This is a genomic window from Streptomyces sp. NPDC044064 (genome assembly GCF_056434245.1).
On sequence record NZ_JBWKFN010000056.1, the window covers coordinates 1 to 17,491 of the forward strand.

General features: G+C 67.6%; 19 protein-coding genes and 2 pseudogenes. 10 read left to right on the forward strand and 11 right to left on the reverse strand.

Features of this window, described 5'->3' with window-relative positions:
- Positions 1–425: 425 nt before the first annotated feature.
- From AC07DS_RS45180 to AC07DS_RS45195, 4 genes and pseudogenes are all read left to right on the forward strand, one after another.
- The gene (locus AC07DS_RS45180) at positions 426–1,223 is read left to right on the forward strand and encodes an alpha/beta hydrolase (RefSeq protein WP_479154548.1); all 798 of its coding nucleotides are present in this window, start codon (positions 426–428) and stop codon (positions 1,221–1,223) included.
- Positions 1,220–1,375 (forward strand): annotated as a pseudogene (locus AC07DS_RS45185) (UDP-glucose 6-dehydrogenase); the annotation flags it as partial. The gene AC07DS_RS45180 and the pseudogene AC07DS_RS45185, both read left to right, overlap by 4 nt.
- Before the next feature lie 104 nt (positions 1,376–1,479).
- The gene (locus AC07DS_RS45190; RefSeq protein WP_479154549.1) at positions 1,480–1,854 is read left to right on the forward strand and encodes a hypothetical protein; all 375 of its coding nucleotides are present in this window, start codon (positions 1,480–1,482) and stop codon (positions 1,852–1,854) included.
- The gene (locus AC07DS_RS45195; protein ID WP_479154550.1) at positions 1,821–2,168 is read left to right on the forward strand and encodes a UDP binding domain-containing protein; all 348 of its coding nucleotides are present in this window, start codon (positions 1,821–1,823) and stop codon (positions 2,166–2,168) included. Before AC07DS_RS45190 ends, AC07DS_RS45195 begins: the two co-directional genes overlap by 34 nt.
- A 400-nt stretch (positions 2,169–2,568) precedes the next feature.
- Here the strand turns inward: AC07DS_RS45195 and AC07DS_RS45200 are convergent, their stop codons facing one another.
- The 4 genes from AC07DS_RS45200 to AC07DS_RS45215 form a co-directional block, all read right to left on the reverse strand.
- A complete protein-coding gene (locus AC07DS_RS45200) occupies positions 2,569–3,828 on the reverse strand; it encodes a SpoIIE family protein phosphatase (protein WP_479154551.1) in 1,260 nt (419 codons plus the stop codon).
- Positions 3,829–4,142: 314 nt separating this feature from the next.
- Positions 4,143–4,688, reverse strand: coding sequence for a P-loop NTPase family protein (locus tag AC07DS_RS45205; protein WP_479154552.1), 546 nt, complete (start codon positions 4,686–4,688; stop codon positions 4,143–4,145).
- 203 nt (positions 4,689–4,891) lie between these two features.
- Positions 4,892–5,311, reverse strand: coding sequence for a tRNA (N6-threonylcarbamoyladenosine(37)-N6)-methyltransferase TrmO (tsaA, locus tag AC07DS_RS45210; protein ID WP_479154553.1), 420 nt, complete (start codon positions 5,309–5,311; stop codon positions 4,892–4,894).
- 547 nt (positions 5,312–5,858) lie between these two features.
- A complete protein-coding gene (locus tag AC07DS_RS45215; protein WP_479154554.1) occupies positions 5,859–7,841 on the reverse strand; it encodes a tetratricopeptide repeat protein in 1,983 nt (660 codons plus the stop codon).
- A gap of 390 nt (positions 7,842–8,231) precedes the next feature.
- Between AC07DS_RS45215 and AC07DS_RS45220 the strand changes: the two genes are divergently transcribed.
- Both AC07DS_RS45220 and AC07DS_RS45225 read left to right on the forward strand, forming a co-directional pair.
- Positions 8,232–8,930 (forward strand): DUF4097 family beta strand repeat-containing protein, encoded by a 699-nt coding sequence (locus AC07DS_RS45220; protein ID WP_479154555.1) that lies wholly within the window; start codon positions 8,232–8,234, stop codon positions 8,928–8,930.
- A gap of 10 nt (positions 8,931–8,940) precedes the next feature.
- On the forward strand, positions 8,941–9,021 hold the full coding sequence (locus AC07DS_RS45225) for a hypothetical protein (protein WP_479154576.1): 81 nt from the start codon (positions 8,941–8,943) through the stop codon (positions 9,019–9,021).
- 164 nt (positions 9,022–9,185) lie between these two features.
- Here the strand turns inward: AC07DS_RS45225 and AC07DS_RS45230 are convergent, their stop codons facing one another.
- The 4 genes from AC07DS_RS45230 to AC07DS_RS45245 all read right to left on the reverse strand — a co-directional run bounded on the left by AC07DS_RS45230 (position 9,186) and on the right by AC07DS_RS45245 (position 12,230).
- Positions 9,186–10,070, reverse strand: a complete 885-nt coding sequence (locus AC07DS_RS45230; protein WP_479154556.1) for an amidohydrolase family protein — start codon at positions 10,068–10,070, stop codon at positions 9,186–9,188.
- A 106-nt stretch (positions 10,071–10,176) separates the two neighbouring features.
- Complete coding sequence (locus AC07DS_RS45235; protein WP_376676961.1) at positions 10,177–10,398, reverse strand: helix-turn-helix domain-containing protein; 222 nt, start codon at positions 10,396–10,398, stop codon at positions 10,177–10,179.
- Positions 10,398–10,889, reverse strand: coding sequence for a DUF2975 domain-containing protein (locus tag AC07DS_RS45240; RefSeq protein ID WP_479154557.1), 492 nt, complete (start codon positions 10,887–10,889; stop codon positions 10,398–10,400). Before AC07DS_RS45240 ends, AC07DS_RS45235 begins: the two co-directional genes overlap by 1 nt.
- A 756-nt stretch (positions 10,890–11,645) precedes the next feature.
- Positions 11,646–12,230, reverse strand: coding sequence for a DinB family protein (locus AC07DS_RS45245; RefSeq protein ID WP_479154558.1), 585 nt, complete (start codon positions 12,228–12,230; stop codon positions 11,646–11,648).
- A gap of 5 nt (positions 12,231–12,235) precedes the next feature.
- Here AC07DS_RS45245 and AC07DS_RS45250 point away from each other — a divergent pair, with 5 nt between their 5' ends.
- The gene (locus AC07DS_RS45250; protein WP_479154559.1) at positions 12,236–12,364 is read left to right on the forward strand and encodes a hypothetical protein; all 129 of its coding nucleotides are present in this window, start codon (positions 12,236–12,238) and stop codon (positions 12,362–12,364) included.
- Positions 12,365–12,402: 38 nt separating this feature from the next.
- Positions 12,403–12,726 carry a hypothetical protein gene (locus AC07DS_RS45255; RefSeq protein ID WP_479154560.1) on the forward strand — a complete coding sequence of 108 codons (324 nt, stop codon included), beginning with the start codon at positions 12,403–12,405 and terminating at the stop codon, positions 12,724–12,726.
- 96 nt (positions 12,727–12,822) lie between these two features.
- Here AC07DS_RS45255 and AC07DS_RS45260 read toward each other — a convergent pair whose 3' ends face one another.
- The 3 genes from AC07DS_RS45260 to AC07DS_RS45270 form a co-directional block, all read right to left on the reverse strand.
- Positions 12,823–13,485 carry a hypothetical protein gene (locus AC07DS_RS45260; protein WP_479154561.1) on the reverse strand — a complete coding sequence of 221 codons (663 nt, stop codon included), beginning with the start codon at positions 13,483–13,485 and terminating at the stop codon, positions 12,823–12,825.
- Between the two features lie 311 nt (positions 13,486–13,796).
- Positions 13,797–14,216, reverse strand: coding sequence for a hypothetical protein (locus tag AC07DS_RS45265; protein WP_479154562.1), 420 nt, complete (start codon positions 14,214–14,216; stop codon positions 13,797–13,799).
- Between the two features lie 530 nt (positions 14,217–14,746).
- Entirely contained in the window at positions 14,747–16,633 is a 1,887-nt protein-coding gene (locus AC07DS_RS45270; RefSeq protein WP_479154563.1) for a lamin tail domain-containing protein, read from the reverse strand.
- Positions 16,634–16,858: 225 nt separating this feature from the next.
- Between AC07DS_RS45270 and AC07DS_RS45275 the strand changes: the two genes are divergently transcribed.
- Positions 16,859–17,050 carry a hypothetical protein gene (locus tag AC07DS_RS45275; protein ID WP_479154564.1) on the forward strand — a complete coding sequence of 64 codons (192 nt, stop codon included), beginning with the start codon at positions 16,859–16,861 and terminating at the stop codon, positions 17,048–17,050.
- 51 nt (positions 17,051–17,101) lie between these two features.
- Positions 17,102–17,447, forward strand: a pseudogene (locus tag AC07DS_RS45280) (transposase family protein); the annotation flags it as partial.
- Positions 17,448–17,491: the final 44 nt, after the last annotated feature.

The following is a 17,491-nucleotide window of genomic DNA, read 5'->3' on the forward strand; positions in this document are numbered from 1 at the left end:
CCCCAGCACGTGGGCCGCCCGCTCCGCGGTGAGGCGGCCGTCGCACTGCAGCGCGGCCACCAGCCGCTGATCCATGAGGCTCAGTACGGAATCCGCCGATGCGCGCGCCATGAAGGCAAGTTTCGCCCATTCCGTCGCCGTGCGGAGCCCCTCCCGGGGACTGCGCCCCCAGCATGGAGGGCATCCACTCCGCCCGGCCTGATCGGCTGACCGGCGGCCCGGGGCGAAGGGGACCTGCGGTGCGACGACGCCGCAGACCTGCGGTTTTCAGAGCACTCCGAGAACGACGATTCACCACGGAGGTCCATGTGCCCGCGTTCAAGCAACGGGAGAAAGTACGCTTCGCCAGCGGTAACACCTCGTGTGCCGCCTGGCACTATCCGGGGTCGAACGGCGGCTGCGTGATCATGGCCGGCGGAACCTCGGTGACAAAGGAGCCGGCCTCGGACTTGTTCGCCGCGCGGTTCAACGACGCCGGTTTCGCGGTCCTGGCCTTCGACCACCGACGGTTCGGGGAGAGCGGAGGCGCGCCGCGCCAGATCGTCCACTTCGAGGAGCAGGTCGCCGACTGGCATGCCGCGATCGAGTGCGCGACCGGTCTGCCGGACGTCGACCCCGACAGGATCTCGGTCTGGGGCTTCTCGCTCGCAGGCGGCCACATCTTCCGTGTCGCGGCCGATCACCCGCGACTGGCCTGCGCGATCGCGCAGACCCCGCTGGTCGACGGCCCCGCAGTCGGTCCCCACGCGCTTCGCTCCATGACGCCCCTGGCGGCCCTACGTCTGTTCGGCCGGGGCGTCGCGGATGCGCTCGGGGGCCGCGTCGGGCGGCCGCCGCTGCTGGTCCCGACCGCAGGACCGCGCGGCGCGGTCGCCTCGCTGACCACGCCCGACGCCATGGACGGCGACCAGGCCCTCGATCCCGACCGCCGCCACGCGAACTGGGAGCAGACAGTCGCCGCACGGATCGCCCTGCAGATCGGCGTGTACCGGCCCGGGCGCCATGCCTCCCGTATCCGGTGCCCCCTGCTGGTCGTCGTCTGCGACCAGGACCAGAGCGTGCTTCCCGGCCCCGCTGTCCGGGCCGCCCGGAACGCGCCTCAGTCCGAAGTGGTTCACCTGACGGGCAGTCATTACGCCCCGTTCCTCGAGTCGCACGAACAGGCCGTCGCGGCGGAGATCTCCTTCCTGGAGAAGCATCTGGAGCCCCGCGATCCCAGGTGAGGCAGAATCACCCGCTCCGTCAACCAGCCACGACTCGAAGCGGCACTACCAGTCAGGTCACCGCCCTCGCCCACCGCCTCGCCCCGGCCGGCGAAGCCGTCGACATCGTGTGGAACCCGGAGTTCCTGCGCGAGGGGCACGCGGTGGAGGACACCCTGCGCCCGGACCGCACCATCGCCGGTCTCACGACTGCCGAGGGCGAGAAGGCCATCCGCACCGTCTACGCCCCGATCCTGGATGCCGGGGTCCCGAGCTCATGGAGATTCTCGGAATCGATCCCCGTATCGGCGGCGGCATGCAGCCCGGCATCGGCTACGGCGGCGGCTGCCTCCCCAAGGACGTCCGCGCCTTCACCGCCTCTGCTCGGCAGCTCGGCGCGGACCGAGCCGCGACGCTCCTGCGCGCTGCCGAGGAGATCAACGAGAGCCGCACCGACGTTGCCGTGGGGCTCATTACTCGTGCCCTGGGCGACCGCCCCATCAAGGGCGCCCGGGTCACCTCGTGGGGTGCCACGTTCAAACCCGGCACCAACGACGTCCGGGAGTCTCCCGCTCTGCGCTGGCGCAGGCGCTTCAGCAGGCCGGCGCACAGGTCACCGTGCACGACCCGCAGGCCGTTCCGACCGCCATGAAGCGCAACCCCGAACTCGACTGCACCAACGACCTGGTGCAGTCGCTCGATGGCGCCCACGCCGTGGCGCTGGGAACCGAATGGCCTGAATACCAGCAGGCCGACCCCGAAGTCCTCCTTGGGCGCGCCGCCGAACCGCTGATGGTCGACTGCCGTACCGTCCTCGACGCCGCCCGCTGGCGCACCGCTGGCTGGATCGTGCACCAGATCGGACGGTCCGAGAAGGAGCCGCGGACCGGAAGACCGACACTGCCCAACTGGCCCCGAAGGTGTTTCGGGGGGGCGCTCTGGCACTGCGCCGCCACTACCGCATAACGGCCCGATGAGGAAACGGCCTGGCCGTGTCTGCCCGGGCGCCTACCCTCCAACATATGAGCGGCCCTATCTCGCTGGCCGCCCTGGAACAGGCGCTGATCAGTGTGTGGCCCTTCCTCAACAGTTCCGGTCGAGCCCCGGCTCCGATTCCGGCGGGTGATTCGGGGACGGGTGTCTCCCGCCGGAGCCCGCACCCGACCCTCGCGCTTTGCGGACGACGGCGATCGCATCGTCGACCTGGTCCCGCTCCTCGGCGCCGAGTCCGTCGAATTCCCCCCTTTCCCGCAACCTGCCAGCGTGAACATCCCCTCGGCTCCGCAGACTTCGCGTTCCACGGCCAACCATGCACGAGGTCGTCAGGGCCGGCTCGTAGGCTGCCGACAGGATCACATCGGCCTGATCAGTACGGTCGGGTCGTTCGGTCCAGGCGGACGACGACGATGGCGATGTCGTCGTTGGCGCCGCTGGCGAGGCCCAGGCGGGCGAGGAGGGCGTCGGCGAGGTGTTCCGCGCCGAACTCGGTGCACGTGGCGAGCGTGGTGGTCAGGCGGGTCAGGCCAGTGTCGATGTCCTCGCCGCGGCGTTCGATCAGACCGTCGGTGTAGAGGATGAGGGTGTCACCGGGGGTGTAGGTCGTGGTGGCCTGCGGGCGGGGGACGTGTTCGGGGCGGGCGCCCAGCGGTGGGTCGGTGGCCTGGTCGAGCAGTTCGCAGGAGCCGTCCGGGTGGAGTAGTACGGGTGGGGGGTGGCCGGCACTGCTGTAGATGAGCAGGTGGCTGTGGGAGTCGATGAGGACCTGGACGGCGGTGGCGGCCAGTGCTCCCTCGACCGAGCGGGCGTACAGGCCCAGGACCTCCAGTGCTTGGGCGGGGCCGTGGACGGTGCGGGTGGCGGCGCTCAGTGCGCTGCGGAGCCTGCCCATGACGGTGGCGGCCATCAGCCCGTGGCCGACCACGTCGCCGACCGCGACGGTGAAGCGGTCCACGGGCAGGTCGACGGCGTCGTACCAGTCGCCGCACACGTTCAGTGATCCGGTCGCGGGCAGGTAGCGCACGGCGATGTTCGGGTGCCGGGCCAGGTCCGGAGAGTGGAGCATGGCTTCTTGCAGGGCGACGGCGATGCGCCGTTCACGGGCGTGAGCCTGCCGTAGTTCCTCGTTCAACTGTTGCAGTTGCCGGGCGCGGGCGTACAGCTCGGCTTCCATGGCCGCTTCCCGGCCGGGGCTGATCGACGGCAGGTACGCCGTGCGGCGGGCGAGGACGCCGTCGGTCATGTCCTCGGACCGGTGGATGATCCAGGCGACCTTTCCGTCCGGGGCGAGCACGGGCACGTTGATCGCGGTCCACCACCGCTCCTTGAACACCTCGGGGTTCCCGGGTACCGGGATGTCGTACTTCTGCAACGCCATGTGATCGGTCTGGCCGGAGGACAGGACGCGGTGCAGTGAGGCTTTCAGCGTCTCCACCCCGTCGGCCTCCGGGTCGGCGGGGTTGTTCGGGAAGGTATCGAAGAGGTACTGCCCGAGGAGCTCGGCCCGGCTTTGTCCGGTAGCTTCACAGAAGGCCGGGTTGGCGTCAGCGATCACCAGGTCCGTGCCAAGCACCAGGCACGGGCTCGGAAGGGCGGCGAACACCCCTATGTAGTCGATCTTCGGTGTCACACGCATTCCCTGCCAGTGGCTCACTCCTCAATCTACGAAAGGTCCGGGCCCCGCGCCCGCCGAGCTCGTTCGTGGGCAGCGGGTTACACCCCTGTCCCGCGACGCCTTCCATCTGCTACTGGCCGGTAATCAGGGCTTGCCCAACCAGCTGGTACCGTCCTCCCCACCTCATTACTCAGCGTGGCCGCACCACAAGAGATGAGCCAGTGCCCGCTCTCATGAACAAAGCCAAGCGCTGACCAGTCATGGTCAGGGTGGGGTCGGCACGACTTCGGCAACACGTGAGCGCATCGTCTCTCGCAACAGTGCCCAGGTCAGCGGTCCAGCGCAGGAAGGTGGGCCAGACCGGTATCGAGCATGATGCGGTCAACGGTCTCGTGCAGGGAGCTGTCAGCGCCGACGACGGTCTCGAGCCCGCCGGGCAGCAAATCGCGCAGCCGGTACCAGTCACGCAACTGCGTCTCACTGACGTCATCGGCGATCGGCTTGGTGGCGTGCCGGGCGAGGGTTTCACCGAACGGGACGTCCAGGGAGTAGCTGTGGGTGGGGCCGCGGTGGTCGGCGCGCAGCTCGGTGAGCATGTCGCCGTAGCGGTCGGCGTAGAGGATGCCTTCGACCACGACGTGGAATCCGGCGTCCAGCGCGTAGCGGGCGGTCAGGTCGATCAGGCCGATGTTCGCGGCGCCTGGCCGGTCCCGCTCGCGCAGCACGATGCGGCGGAGGTTGTCCTGGCCGACCACGGCCAGACCGCGGCCGAACCGCTCACGCAGGCCTGCCGCGACGGACGACTTCCCCGAGGCGCTGTTGCCGCGCAGCACGACCAGCCGGGTTTCTTCAGTGCCTACCGTCACGGCCCTCACGCTACCGACGGCCGGAGACACCGCGCGGGGCGTTGCGGGACGGCGTCGGCGTCGGCGTCGATGCCCGGGATGTCAGAGACCCGACCACGCTCGTACACCCGTGATGACCTGGAGGGACTCCAGGATGCCGGGAGGGCTCGCCCAACAGATGCCGCAACAGGCAAGCAGCAGTTGGCGTTCCAGGTGTCGCAGCCCGGCCCGGCTCACCGTTCACCGACCGGCCCCATAACCGGCTTGACGTCCACCACCGGCGTCCCGTCCAGTGCCTCAAGGCCACTGACCCGCAACCGAAGACCGTCCCGGGCCAGAACCTCAACCCTGTGCAGACCCAGTGGATTCGGCCGATCCGGGGACCGGGTCGCGAAAACACCCGTCGCGGGTCGCGAGACATCCCCGCGCGGGTGCACCGTCAGGACATCGCGCTCCGCACGGTCCAGCCAGGTCAGCACCAGCAGCCGTGCCCCCGCCTCGATGCCCTCCAGCCCAGCGGCGACCGCCGGGGCGAACACCAGATCCGCCTCCGGCGCATCCTCGTCGCCCTGGTGGGGCGCGTCCTCCATACGCCTCAACGGCGACTCCACCCGACCGATCGACACAACGGTGAACGACTGCTCCTGCACCATGGGCTCCTCTCGACGGCCGCACTCAAGACCCGTACCGGACAGCATGAGGCTTACTCAAATAGATGTCGGGGGCTTGGCTCCATGCCAACTTGTGCCCGAAGTCCTGCAGGTAACCTTCTGCCACTTAGGTTGCCGCGGGTTCGTGACCGGCATCGGCCAGTCGGCGTACTCGTTCGGCGTTTTCCTGTTGTTCGCTGATGACAGCGTCGACGATGCCAGCGGTTGAGGGGAGGCCGTAGGCCGTGCAGAGCCGTCTCCTTCGGCGTCCAGGGCGAACGGCTCCCCCACCGTGAACGCTTCGTCCTCCAGGCCCGCCCAGGTGGCAATCCCGCTCCTGCCACGTACCCGGCCTCCGCGGCCTTGTCCAAGGACGCGGACGCGCCCCGGATCATGCATGTCACGGGCCGGTTCAAGCGGCCTGGCTGTATGGACCAGAACCTTTCGCCAGGAGCACCTCGATGCAGCCCCGGCCAGAACCCCCGGCGTGCATGGCTTCGGTCACTGCGTTGATGCCGCGGCTCGTGCCGTCACCGCGTCGGACATGGCTTCATCGGACCGTGGGGCTGTGCGGACCGGCCTGCTCTCGCCAGTGGGTCAAAGCAAGCTCGCTCTTGACCGTGTCGGGGTGTTCCGGTCCCAGCACTCGGCGCCGGTCGGGTACCAGTTCGGCGAATGCGGCGGCGGCGCCGGCGGCGTCCCCGGCCTCGCCTGTCCATAGCGCCAGGTTGTGCCGCGACATGAGGGTATGCGGGTGATCGGGTCCCTGGATGCGGATGCGATCCGGGACGATTTCGGCGAACGCGGCGGCGGCACCCGCGGCGTTCCCTGCTTTTCCTCGCCATCGGGCCAGCTCATGACGGACGTTGAGGGTGTTGGGATCGTCGGGACCCAGTACCCGCAGAGCGTCGACGAGAAGTGCGGTGAACACTTCGACAGCGCGCGAGCAATCCCCCGCCTCGCCCAGGCAGAATCCGAGGGTATGCCGATAGAGGATGGTGTTCCGGTGATCCGGTCCCAGCGTCCGGCGCTGGTCGGCGACGATGTCGGCAGCGACCGTGGCGGCGGCCGCCATGTCGCCCGACTCTCGCAGGAAATAGAAGAGTTCGACGCGCGTGCCACACGTGTCGGGGTCCTCCGGCCCCAGCGCCCGTGACGCGTCGTCCAGGAGCGCCCCGAGCGCGGCCGCGGCTCCCGCAGCGTCGCCGTCACCTCGGCGTCTGGCCATGTGGCGCCGGGCGTTGAGGGAGTCCCGATCGTCCGGACCCCGCAGCTGGAGGAACTCGTCCAGTAGTTCGGCCGCCGAGGTGGCGTTCGGTATCGTGCCGAGGCCGATCCGGGCGAGCCAGGAGTCCAGGCCGTCCTCCCCTGCCGCCAGCCGGCCGAGAAACCAGAAGGTTCCCTCGTCACGGTCACGGATACGGCTCCGCAGTTCTTCAATTGCCGATTCCCGCGTTGTGGATGCGCCGTTGTGATCGAGGATCTCCGCCATCAGTCCGGCCGGCTGCTTCCTGCCCGCCGGTTCGCCCAGAGGCTCGGCCTCCGCGGTCGCCGGGATCCCGAATTCCGCGCATAGAGCGGGAAGTTGAGCCAAGACAGCCTCGACCGAGGGGAGTGACGCCGTCAGGACATCGTCCGCGAGTGCCGCGCCCGTGGTGATCTCGACGGCTTCTCGATACATTCGTTCGAAGCTCTGCAGATGGTCAGCGATCGCACGTTGCGGGTCCCAGAAGGCCTCCGTGACCTCGTAGACGCCTCCGCCGCCGGAGGAGAACAGGTCGCTGTTCCCGTCCACCGACACCAGGCCGTCAGGCAAGTCGGAGCGGCGCCGGGGCGGTGCGGATTCCCAGTCGGGCACGGGCAGCCCGCGCGCCGTCATCTCTGTGTCGATCGCATCGCGGACCTTCCTCGTGCCTTCCAGGAAGCCACTGATCACGGCCCGGATCTCGTCAGCCGAATACACGAAACCACGCTGCGGGAACGCGACGGCCACCCTCGGCGAGGTCATCGAGCGATCGTTGCCGTCATAGAAGAACTCCAGGTCGAGCCCGTACACGTACGTATCGAACGTGGGGTCCATGCCGAGCCTGATCTCGAACCGGTCCGCCTCTCCCTGTGCCACCACCTGGGAGAGGCCGATGACGGCCCGAAAACCGTCGGCGTCCTCCGGCGGCGGGATCGCGGCGTCGTACGTGGCGGACACCGGCAGGACCGCACCGACCCACAGGGCGCGGTAAGGGGTCAACCGCATACTGGCGAACATGCTCCCGCACCGCACGGCACGGTCAACCCGCACCACGAGACGCTTGAGCACAGCCGACTGGCCCCCCGTGTTGCGAACCTTCACATCGAGCACGGGAGACATGTCCCGCGGCCCCAAAGGCGAATCCGAGACCGAACCCGACGGCGGCGCAATGGCCACATCGACGAGTTCCACCTGCGACTTCGGCAGGCGCCGCGCACGAAGCGCCGCCCACGCACCGATAATTGCGGCCGCAATGCCACCGATCAACCCTAGAACCGTAGCCAGCACCAGACCGACGTTACAGCCCCATCGCTCAGCTCACCTCCCATTCAGCGGCAGATCACAACCGATCACCCACCCGGCAGTCCCCTCGGCGAAGACACCGCCCACCTACCTCGACTTCGCACACGGGCAACGGGACAAGAAGCGCGGTGCCACCCCCGAGCCGAGCACTCGCCGATCCGTGACGTCATCCGATCCGAGAACCCGCTGCCGAAGCCGGCATGCCGACTGCCGTGGCCGCCATGAGGGTCGGCCCGGTCCTGGCATTGGGGGGTTTTCCCCATCGTGGGCGGGACTGTGGCTGCGTAGAGTCGCAGTGCCTGATCACCGATTCAACTCGTTCCACGGGGGAACTTCATGCGACGCCCACAGACACACGTTCTTGCAGCAACGGCTTTGGCTGCTCTCACGGTCGGCGGGCTCTCCGCGTGCTCGGCCCTCGACCAGAAGACCTTCGAGGACGACGCCAAGGTGCCCCAGAAGATCACCTCGATCCGTCTGGACAGCGGGAACGGCGGGGTGAAGGTGGACGCTTCAGCGGATATCTCAACGATCTCCGTACACCGTAAGGTCAACTACCGCGGTGACAAGCCGAGTGGCTCGTCGTTCAGCGTCGAGAACGGCGTGCTGGTCCTGTCCGGCTGTGGCAAGAACTGCGGCGTCAACTACGTCGTCAAGGTGCCCGCCGGTCTTCCGGTGACGGGATCCGCCTCCAACGGCAGCCTCACACTGAACGAAGTCGGCAAGGTCGACGTGCACACAAGCAGCGGTGAGATCGCCGTGAACAACGCCACGGGCCCGGTGAAACTACGCACGTCCAACGGCGACATCGAGGTCACAGACGTCAAGGGCGGCGGCATCGACACGCAGACGTCGAACGGCGAGGTGACGATCCACACGGCCACCCCGCAGAACATCACGGCCCGCACAACCAACGGCAGCCTCACGGTCACGGCTCCGCCCGCCAAGTACCAGATCTCGGCGAACGACGCCCACGGCGACAAGAAGGTGGCGTTCAAGAACGACCCCTCGGGCAAGTACCACTTGGACCTGTCGACGACGAACGGTGACTTGACCGTGGAGTCGGGAGGCTGAACCCCTGCGCATCCGCGAGTGGACGTGCGGTGCGTGCGGCACCGTACACGACCGCGACCACAACACGGACCGCAACGTCCGTCCTCTTTGAAGGACACCGAATCGTCGCCGCCGGGCGGGTGGACATGCTAGATGCCTCGTGGAGCAGCGGTAGGACCAGGATGAACGTCCCGGCACAGCGCGGTGAAGCAGGAGGCCCCCGAAAAGGTCAGCCGGCCCGGGGCGGAATCTCTGGACTTTGGGCTCGGAGGAACCTCAAAGGCCGAACAAGTTGGCCGCGTTGTCATGGCAGACAGCCCGCAGCCACTCCCGCCCGAGCCCCAGCCGTTCCAGGGCGTGGAGCTGGTGCAGGTAGGGGTAGGGGGTGTTGGGGAAGTCGGAGCCGAGCAGGACGCGGTCGCCGAGCGCGGCGATGCGTGGCAGGGCCCGGTGGGGGAACGGCATGATTCGTTCAGTGAAGTCGGTGAACGTCATCGTCGTGTCGAGGCGCACCTGGTCGTAGCGTTCGGCGAGGTCGAGGAACTCCTCGTACTCGGGCATGCCCATGTGCGCGACGATCAACCGCAGTTTCGGGTGGCGGGCCAGCACGCGCGCGATGGGCTCGGGGCCGGTGTGCTTGCCGGGCGCAGGGCCGGAGCCGCAGTGCATCACCACAGGAATGCGGGCCTCGGCCAGCAGCCCCCATGTCTGCTGGAGACGTTCGTCGGCCGGGTCGTACGCTCCCACTTGGACATGAGCCTTGAACACGCGTGCCCCTGCTTCGACGGCCTCGCGGACGTACGCGTCGACGTCCGGCTCCGGGTAGAGGGTGGCGGTGTGCAGGCAGTCGGGGGTGCGGCGGGCGAAGTCGGCCGCCCATTCGTTCAGCCACCGGGCCATGCCGGGCTTGTGGGGGTAGAGCATCGCGGTGAAGGCCTTCACCCCGAACTCTCGCAGCAGAGCCGTCCGCTCCGCCTCCTGTTTCCGGTAGGTGATCGGCCACTTCAGCCCACCGATCAGTGGCCCGTTGGTGTCGAAGTAGCCCCAGACCTTGTGCAGCACACGCTCGGGCATGAAGTGGGTATGGACATCGATCAGCCCGGGAAGACCGAGCCCGGCCCAGAAACGGCGGACCTCGCCGGCCTCCTCACCCATATCCATGCGGGCGGAATTCACCTGGTGTCGCCTCCCTCTCGAACGACCGGCCGCTGTCACAAGACCGGGAGTCGCTGGACAAACCTCGCTGCCGCGATCAACTTGGGGCACGTCATCCGCCCGCTGCATCCTCGACCTCCCAACGCAGCAGGTCGCCCGGCTGGCACTCGAGCACCTCGCAGAGCGCGGCGAGCGTCGCGAAGCGCACGGCCTTGGCGCGGCCGTTCTTGAGTACCGCGAGGTTGGCGGGCGTGATCCCCACGCGGTCCGCGAGCTCGCCCACGGACATCTTGCGCCTGGCGAGCATCACGTCGATGTCGACCGCGATCGGCATCAGATCACCTCGTCCAACTCGGCCTGCATCTGCGTCGCTTCGACGTCGCGCGCGACAGCCTGGGCGAGCAGCATCCGCAGCACGAGCACGATGAGCGCGACTCCCAGGATGGCCACGCCGACCCCGCCCATGATGAGGGTGACGCCCGGGTCGTCCCGCTGGCCGGGCGCATTGAGGGCCGTGACCGCGAACCACACGAGAGCAGCCGCCACGATCGCGCCGATCACGCCGTCCACGTACCGGAAGGCGGCGTGGGAGAACACGGTTCCGCGTCGCACCATCGTCACCAACCTCCATACGCAGACCAGGGCGACCTGAGCCGACACCATGCCCAGGATCGTGATCACGCGCAGCGGGGTCAGTGGGAGCGACCCGTCCTCCGGGTCGCTCCCACTGACCAATGCCCACACCATCCCTGCCTGCACGAACACCGTGCCGGCGAGCACCACCACGAGTACGGCACGCAGCGCACCCACCGCCAGCTTTCCCATGACCCATCCTCCCATCGAGTTACGATGTGAATCTATCGATTTTCGATAGATTCGGCAAGGGTCGAGGCGGAGGGGCACGGTGATGTGCCGGGCAAGCTCGGCTCCTTCCAGAGCGCTCACAAACGGTGATCAGGTGGGTCGTGGGTGGAACCTGGGAACGGATCCTCGCCACAGTGCCGGCAGCGGTGGACGACGGCGACGACATCGGCTGGAGCCAGTCAGTGGACGACACCGTCTGCCGGGCCCACCGTCATGCCGCCGGAACCAGAACAAGACCGCGGAACGCAACGGCTGCTACCGAGCGGGCACCACAGGCCCACGCCCACCTGCCGCAGGCGAGGCACGCGCCGATCTCGGCCAGGACAGCTGCACGCCCTGCTCGCCTGTAGGCGATGAACTCGTCGGCCACAGCATCCCAGGCACCTACGTGGCTGTGCGGGCCGGTTCAGACCAAGGCACGCTCGATCGCGGTCAGGCCGAGGCTGGGACCATGACACTCTCCCAGTCGCCGACCGCGGGCCAGTCGGCGCGACGTTCGGCGGGGACGAGCCCACGGGCTGCCGAGCGGCGCGGGAATGGATCGCGCCGGCTGCGTCGTTCATCGGCGGCGGAGCGCTCGAACTTGCAAACGAGCAGCGAACGACGGCAGCAACGGGGCGGCCGGCTCCCAGAATTCATCTGGAACCAGACGCTTCGATAGATCAGCACCCAGACCGGCATCATTCCCCACGAACATCAAGTCACGTGAGACAACCTCTAAGCCTTGATTGGTGCGGCCGACCTGGCGGCCTGCTCGATCTTCGCGTAGTAGGCCGCACGGGCTTCCTCGTCGATCTGCTGCTCGTGTTCGGCGCGCAACCCCGTCCGGCCGTCAAGGCCCTCGCGGAGGATATCGGCGTGCCCGGCATGCCGGATGGACTCGCCGAGGACATGGACCATGACGGCAAACAGGTTCGTGTTGGGATAAGGCTCCGGCCACCACGGCACGTGGCCGGCCGCGTCGAGGGGAAGCTCGTTGATCGTCGCGTCCGAGTGTTCCCACGTGCGCCGGTAGAACCCGATGATCTGATCGCGGGTCTCGTCCTCGGTCGCCCACAGATCGCTTCCGTTGGAGTCCTGCCACCGGGGCAGCGGTTCCGGGGAAGGGCGGTCGAAGACCTCGCCGAAGTACCTGGCCTCGACGGTGGCCACGTGTTTGACCAGGCCGAGGAGGTTGGTCCCGGTCGCTGTCAAGGGTCGACGGGCGTCATATTCGGACAAACCGTCGAGTTTCCAGAGCAGCGCCTTGCGGTCCCGCCGCAGTCTCCCGTGCAGGTCGTCTTTCGCGAACTCATCGATCATGCGGCATGAGCCTGCCATGGGCTACTCATGGTCTCAAGATCCCGTACGTGGTCCGCAACGACTGCCAGAGCCGATGTCTGGCCATGGCCGCCGCCCTGACCTGCTACAAGAAGCTCGCGAAACGTGCCACGTGAGACAACCTCTTAGCAGTCGCATGTGACACCGTGACCGGGTGACAGAGAACAATGGGGAGTGTGGGGTAGGGGGCTGGATATGGAACGAGAACGTCCACCACTTCCTGGCTCTTCTGTCGCATTACGCCGGCTACTGCTTCGACGGCACCGACTGGCAGGCGGTCGAACTCGGCCTTGAGGCCACCGACGATGAGGACCCGGATCGCTGGTACCGCTATCCGCTCGTCGGATCGGACCATCACATCGACGTGCACCTCGCCAAGGCCGTGGAGGGCGATGAGGTTTCTGTCCGGGTGACGGGAACCTCCGACCCTCAACTGCTGTTGAGGGCGGACACCCTGATCACGGCCTTTGCTACCTGACCCATCCCATGGCAGGAGCACCAGCCGCGGTCTTCATCACTGGATGCCGTTCGGGGCCCGACCACTTATGTCGATCTCGTCAGAGCAAGAGCCGCATCAAAGCCCCAGCCCGGAAGGCAAGTCCTGCGGGAAGCGGAATTCCATGGGCACGTGACTTCCGGCGGCGAGGGCGTCCATGCCTTCACGGCAGGCGGCCTGAACGGTGTGTCGTAGCGCACGGTGCCGTTCCGCGCGCGCCGCTCGGGCGTGGTCGAGCCCACCACGCCCCGTACCGCGCACGGCCTGGGTGATGACGTGGATCAGCGCCCTCTTTCCGCGGTAGGTCCGCTGCATGCTCCAGCCGAGGTAGAGACTGCTGCCGTACGGGAAGACCGTGACGTACACCGTGTGGTCGCCATCGACGAGGACGATGCGGTTGATGACGGAGCCGGGACCGTCGAGCACCCGGGCGGCTTCGATATGGGCAGGTACCCTGCGTGTCTTCAGCGCGCCGAAGATGTGGCTGTACGCGTTGTCGGCGAGCGGTGCACTGTCGGCAAGCAGGACGGACCATTCGCCGAGCGGTTCGGTGTACTCGCCTCGAAGGAACGCCCAGAAGAACACGGCCACCGCAGCAACGTCCAGAACACCCCACACCCCCGCGAAGCCGCCAAGGCCCACGACTGCGGACAGAATGACAAGCACCACGAACAGCAGCACGGACAGGAAGGTCGCACGCAACCACAGCCTGAACAGGGCTCTGCCGTAGCGCTCCGGCATCAGAGGGCCGCTGTCCGGCTCCACCGGGGTGTGCCGTGCATCTTCGGTGATCGCAGCGGACGCCGGGGGTGTTTCGGGTGGCGGCGTGGAACGGGCGCTCGCTGAATCGCTGTGGTCGGCTTGCCGTGGTTCCGCAGCCCGTGCGGCTTCCGGGCCGGGCGCGCGCCCTTGTGGCGCCCTACGGGCAGAGTGGGTACCCCCTCGCGAAGTCGGGGCGGCGGCTTCCTCGTGATCGGGCCAGCCGAATGCCTGTGTACGACGGGAGACCACCGCAATGATCTGTCCGGCCAAAGTGTCGGCACGCACCGAGCTCAACTCCTTCCCTGCTCGGGCGACTGCGGATCGAGGACCGGTTCGACCGGATGCGTCACGGGCATGGCTTGCCCGCCCTCGCTCCATGTCGGTGACGGAGAATCGTTGACCGCAGTGCGTAGCACGAGGGGAATGATCAGGGTGAGTTTCTCCAGGACCACTGGGGCGGCGGCGCCCAGGCCCATGGCGTACCAAGCGGCTGCCGGACTCTGCGGGGCAGTTGCCACCGCGCAGGCCACCCCGGCTCCCACGGCGATCCGCAGCACAGACGCAATCCCATAGGCCAACGGGCCCGGATCAGTGGGCTTCACCTTGTACCAGGGCAACCGGCGGTAGCGGCGTACGGAGGTGACGTAATCCAGTGCTTCCATGGCGCACCCGCCGAACGCGCCCCACAGCGTCACCCCAAGCCAGTGCATGAGCAGACGGTAGAGGCCTGGCACCGTCCACGGTGACCAAACGCCAGATCTGTACCGCAATCAGCAGAGACATCCACGCCAGTCCGTCTCGAACCAGATCGAAACTGCGTCTGGGCCACCTGATCGTGCTCGCGGCTCGGTTTGGCTGTGGCGTGTGTTCGCGCCGATGGACGGCTGCCTGACCGGCTTCGCTTCGGCTCGGGCGCGGACGATCGCTCCGTAGGTCTGCATCGACACCACTGTGATCTCGGCGACGACCACGACTTCCGCGATGAGATCGTCCAGGTCTGGGAGTGCCCCAACGGGTCCCGGCTGCCGGGTTCCGTCGCGCCGCACGGTTGTGAGAGCAGACGCAGGGCCGACGGGGCGGGCCACACGGGGTTCGGGGAGCAGGCACCATGAAGCTCCTGGCAGTCAGCGGATGGTCTTGGTCGTCACCCTGTCTGCCAGGAGCTTCATCGTTGCTTACTACGTGGTTGCCTCACCTTGGAGTTGGCCCCGTGTGTGAGCCGTCTCCCGTGGTGGCTGGATCAGCAGGGGAAGGTGCCGCTGTAGATGGCGTGTCCGTAGGAGGAGGTTCCGGAGCCGAAGCCGTAGATGCCGTCGTCGCTCCAGACCGCTTCGCGGAAGCCGTTGACGCAGGTCGACGTCGGCGCGACCGCGAAGCCCTCCAGGTTGTCGGTCGGCATGACGGCCGGGTTCGTGTAGGTCACGTCCGGAACGATCGCGCCGCTGGCGTTGACCTTCATGAAGGTGTGCGTCTCGCCGCAGGTGTTGTCGCAGGTCGCGATGATGCGCTGGGTTCCGGCGTCGAACGTCACGTCCATCACGGAGGCCTTGCCGGTCGCAATCGTGCCGAACGTGGTGAACGTGCCGTCGGAGTTCAGGCCGTAGACGTGCAGCGTGCCGTCCCACTCCAGGCCGGCGAAGAACAGGCCCGACCCGTGCAGCGGGTAGTTCGCCGGGTTGTAGGCGGCGCCGGTGAGCGGGTCGACCCAGCCGTTCGCGGTCAGCCAGCTGTCCGGCACGTAGCCGACACCCTCGAAGCCCAGGTTGGCGTCGTCCTTGCTGCCGGTGTTGAGCTGCGGGAACTGCGAGGTCATGTCCCACTGGTGGATCGGCGTCAGCGTCGACCCGGTCGCCGCCGGGTCGAACTCCATGATCGTGTCCTTGGGGACCGTGTTGTTGGTGTTGTCACGCTCGGAGGTCACGTAGATGTGGCCGTTGGCGCCGACCGTCAGACCCTCGGAGTCGGGCTCGCCGGAGCCGCCCGCGAAGCGGATCTGCTTGCCAGTCGCGCTCCACGACGCGTCCGGGATCCACTTGCCGTTGCTCTTGACCAGCTTGAACAGCCAGTCCTTGTTCTTGGCGGCCCACAGTACCGACGGGTTCGCCGGGTCGAACGCCAGACCGCTCAGGTCCCGGCCTTCAGGACCGGTGGACGTGGTGAACGCGCAGACGTTGTCCGCGATCGTGACGTCCAGCCCGCCCGGCCACGCCAGGGCGCCCGCCGGAGTGGAACCCGTACCGGAGGGCGCCTCGGGCGTGCATCCGCTGGTGAGCGAGCCACCGCCGCCCAGCAACTGGCCGGTCTGACCGCCACCACCGCCACCTGTGCAGGAATTCGCGCTGCCGAGCGTCGCGGTCGTGGAGGTCTGGAACCAGCCGGTGCCGTTGCCGCAACGCTCGTCCGACGGCTTGGCACCACCGGTGGCCCAGGTCACCGAGTCGATCGTGTTGCCGTTGCTGTCGAGGAGAAAGACCGAGTCGTTGTCACCCAGACCGATGGTGGAGTTGAACGTGACGTAGCCGCCCGCGGGAATGCTGGTCGCGCTCGGCGAGGAGGACGAGACCGATACCGGGGCGTGGCTGGTGTCATTGTCGACGTACTTCCACGACCCGATGCTGACCGCGCTCGTTCCGCTGTTGTACAGCTCCACGGTGTCCGCGCCGTCCGAGGTGACCTCGTTGATCCGCACCCGGCTCGCCGCCGGGATCGACGACGGGCAGCCCGAAGCGTTCGATGCGCCGAACGTGGACGCCGCGGTCGTGGTCACCCAACCCCCGGTGCCCTCGCCGCCGCAACGCGCCATCGCCGGCTTCGCCCCGTTGGTGGCCCACTCGACGCGGTCGACCACCGTACCGCTGGACGTGTAGATCACCACCTTGTCCGAATCACCAAGCCCCTTGGGGGAGTTGAAGGTGACGAAGCCGCCGGCCGGGATCGTGCCGGAGGACGGGCTGAACGACTGCGGCGAGAAGCTGTCGTCGGACATCTTCCAGCCACTGATGCTCACCGCAGTCGAGCCGGTGTTGTACAACTCCACCGTGTCGTTGTTCGACGAGGTGACTTCGTTGATCCGAACGTTCTGGTAGCCGGCCGGGTCCGCGGCAGCCGCAGGCTGAGCGGCAACCAAGCCCGTGACGAGCAGTCCTGAAAGCGTGAAAGCTGCGGCGCATACAGAGGCGACGCCGGCACGCGGGTGTGAGGTAGGCACGAGGCGGGACTCTGGCGGCGCGATCTTGAAACGGCGTGTACTCCAGCTGAATTCCAGCTGCTGGCCACGGGAATGCCAGGAGCACATCACTACCTGAGTGCTTTCCCGTGACTGCTGGTCACAGTGAGCCGGTAGCGCCCGCCGGTGTCAGCCGAAGAGGAGGTCGACGTCTTTCTCGATGCATCGCTGCAGGACGACCACCAACTGGCGGACGTCGTCCATGTGCCGTTGGAGAAGTGGGTCGGTGCTTCCGCCTTGAGGCTGGTCGGTATCTCGTCCAGTGCGAACCCGTCGGCCTGTGCCAGCCACCGCCTGAACACTCCGAAGCCGGTGTAGGACCAGGAGACGTCCGGGCTGCTGGGCGACAGCAACTGAAATGATCTCGCCGTGGCTGGTGTGATCACGGCGCCGGAGTCGTCCTGGGCAGCCCCGTTCACCGGGCTGGGCTCCGGCAGTTCGGCAAGACGGTTACCTCGCTGCGGCGTTAGGGTGCCGGTCCGGGTCCGCAAGGGCCGGCCCTGGAGCCTGCCGATGGAGGACCGACCAAGTGTTGCTGGTCGCCGCGTACTGGCGCACGAACCTCACCCTGCGCCAATTGGCGCCGCTGTTCGGGGTTTCGAAGTCGGCGGCGGACCGCATCATCGACGACCTCGGCCCGTCGCTCGCGTTCCAACCCCGCAGACGGTTCAGCAAATACACCGTGCTGATCGTGGACGGCACCTTGGTGCCCACTCCCTCAATGCCGACGCCGAGTCCGCTGCCGGACCTCGTGCCGCT

Coding starts and splice junctions, on each gene's coding strand:
- AC07DS_RS45240 (WP_479154557.1), bottom strand. CDS start 10,889: ATGGGAAAGCTGGCGGTGGGTGCGCTGCGTGCCGTACTCGTGGTGGTG.
- AC07DS_RS45235 (WP_376676961.1), bottom strand. CDS start 10,398: ATGCCGATCGCGGTCGACATCGACGTGATGCTCGCCAGGCGCAAGATG.
- AC07DS_RS45265 (WP_479154562.1), bottom strand. CDS start 14,216: ATGCACTGGCTTGGGGTGACGCTGTGGGGCGCGTTCGGCGGGTGCGCC.
- tsaA (WP_479154553.1), bottom strand. CDS start 5,311: ATGGTGCAGGAGCAGTCGTTCACCGTTGTGTCGATCGGTCGGGTGGAG.
- AC07DS_RS45245 (WP_479154558.1), bottom strand. CDS start 12,230: ATGATCGATGAGTTCGCGAAAGACGACCTGCACGGGAGACTGCGGCGG.
- AC07DS_RS45190 (WP_479154549.1), top strand. CDS start 1,480: ATGGAGATTCTCGGAATCGATCCCCGTATCGGCGGCGGCATGCAGCCC.
- AC07DS_RS45260 (WP_479154561.1), bottom strand. CDS start 13,485: ATGCCGGAGCGCTACGGCAGAGCCCTGTTCAGGCTGTGGTTGCGTGCG.
- AC07DS_RS45250 (WP_479154559.1), top strand. CDS start 12,236: ATGAGCCTGCCATGGGCTACTCATGGTCTCAAGATCCCGTACGTGGTC.
- AC07DS_RS45230 (WP_479154556.1), bottom strand. CDS start 10,070: ATGGATATGGGTGAGGAGGCCGGCGAGGTCCGCCGTTTCTGGGCCGGG.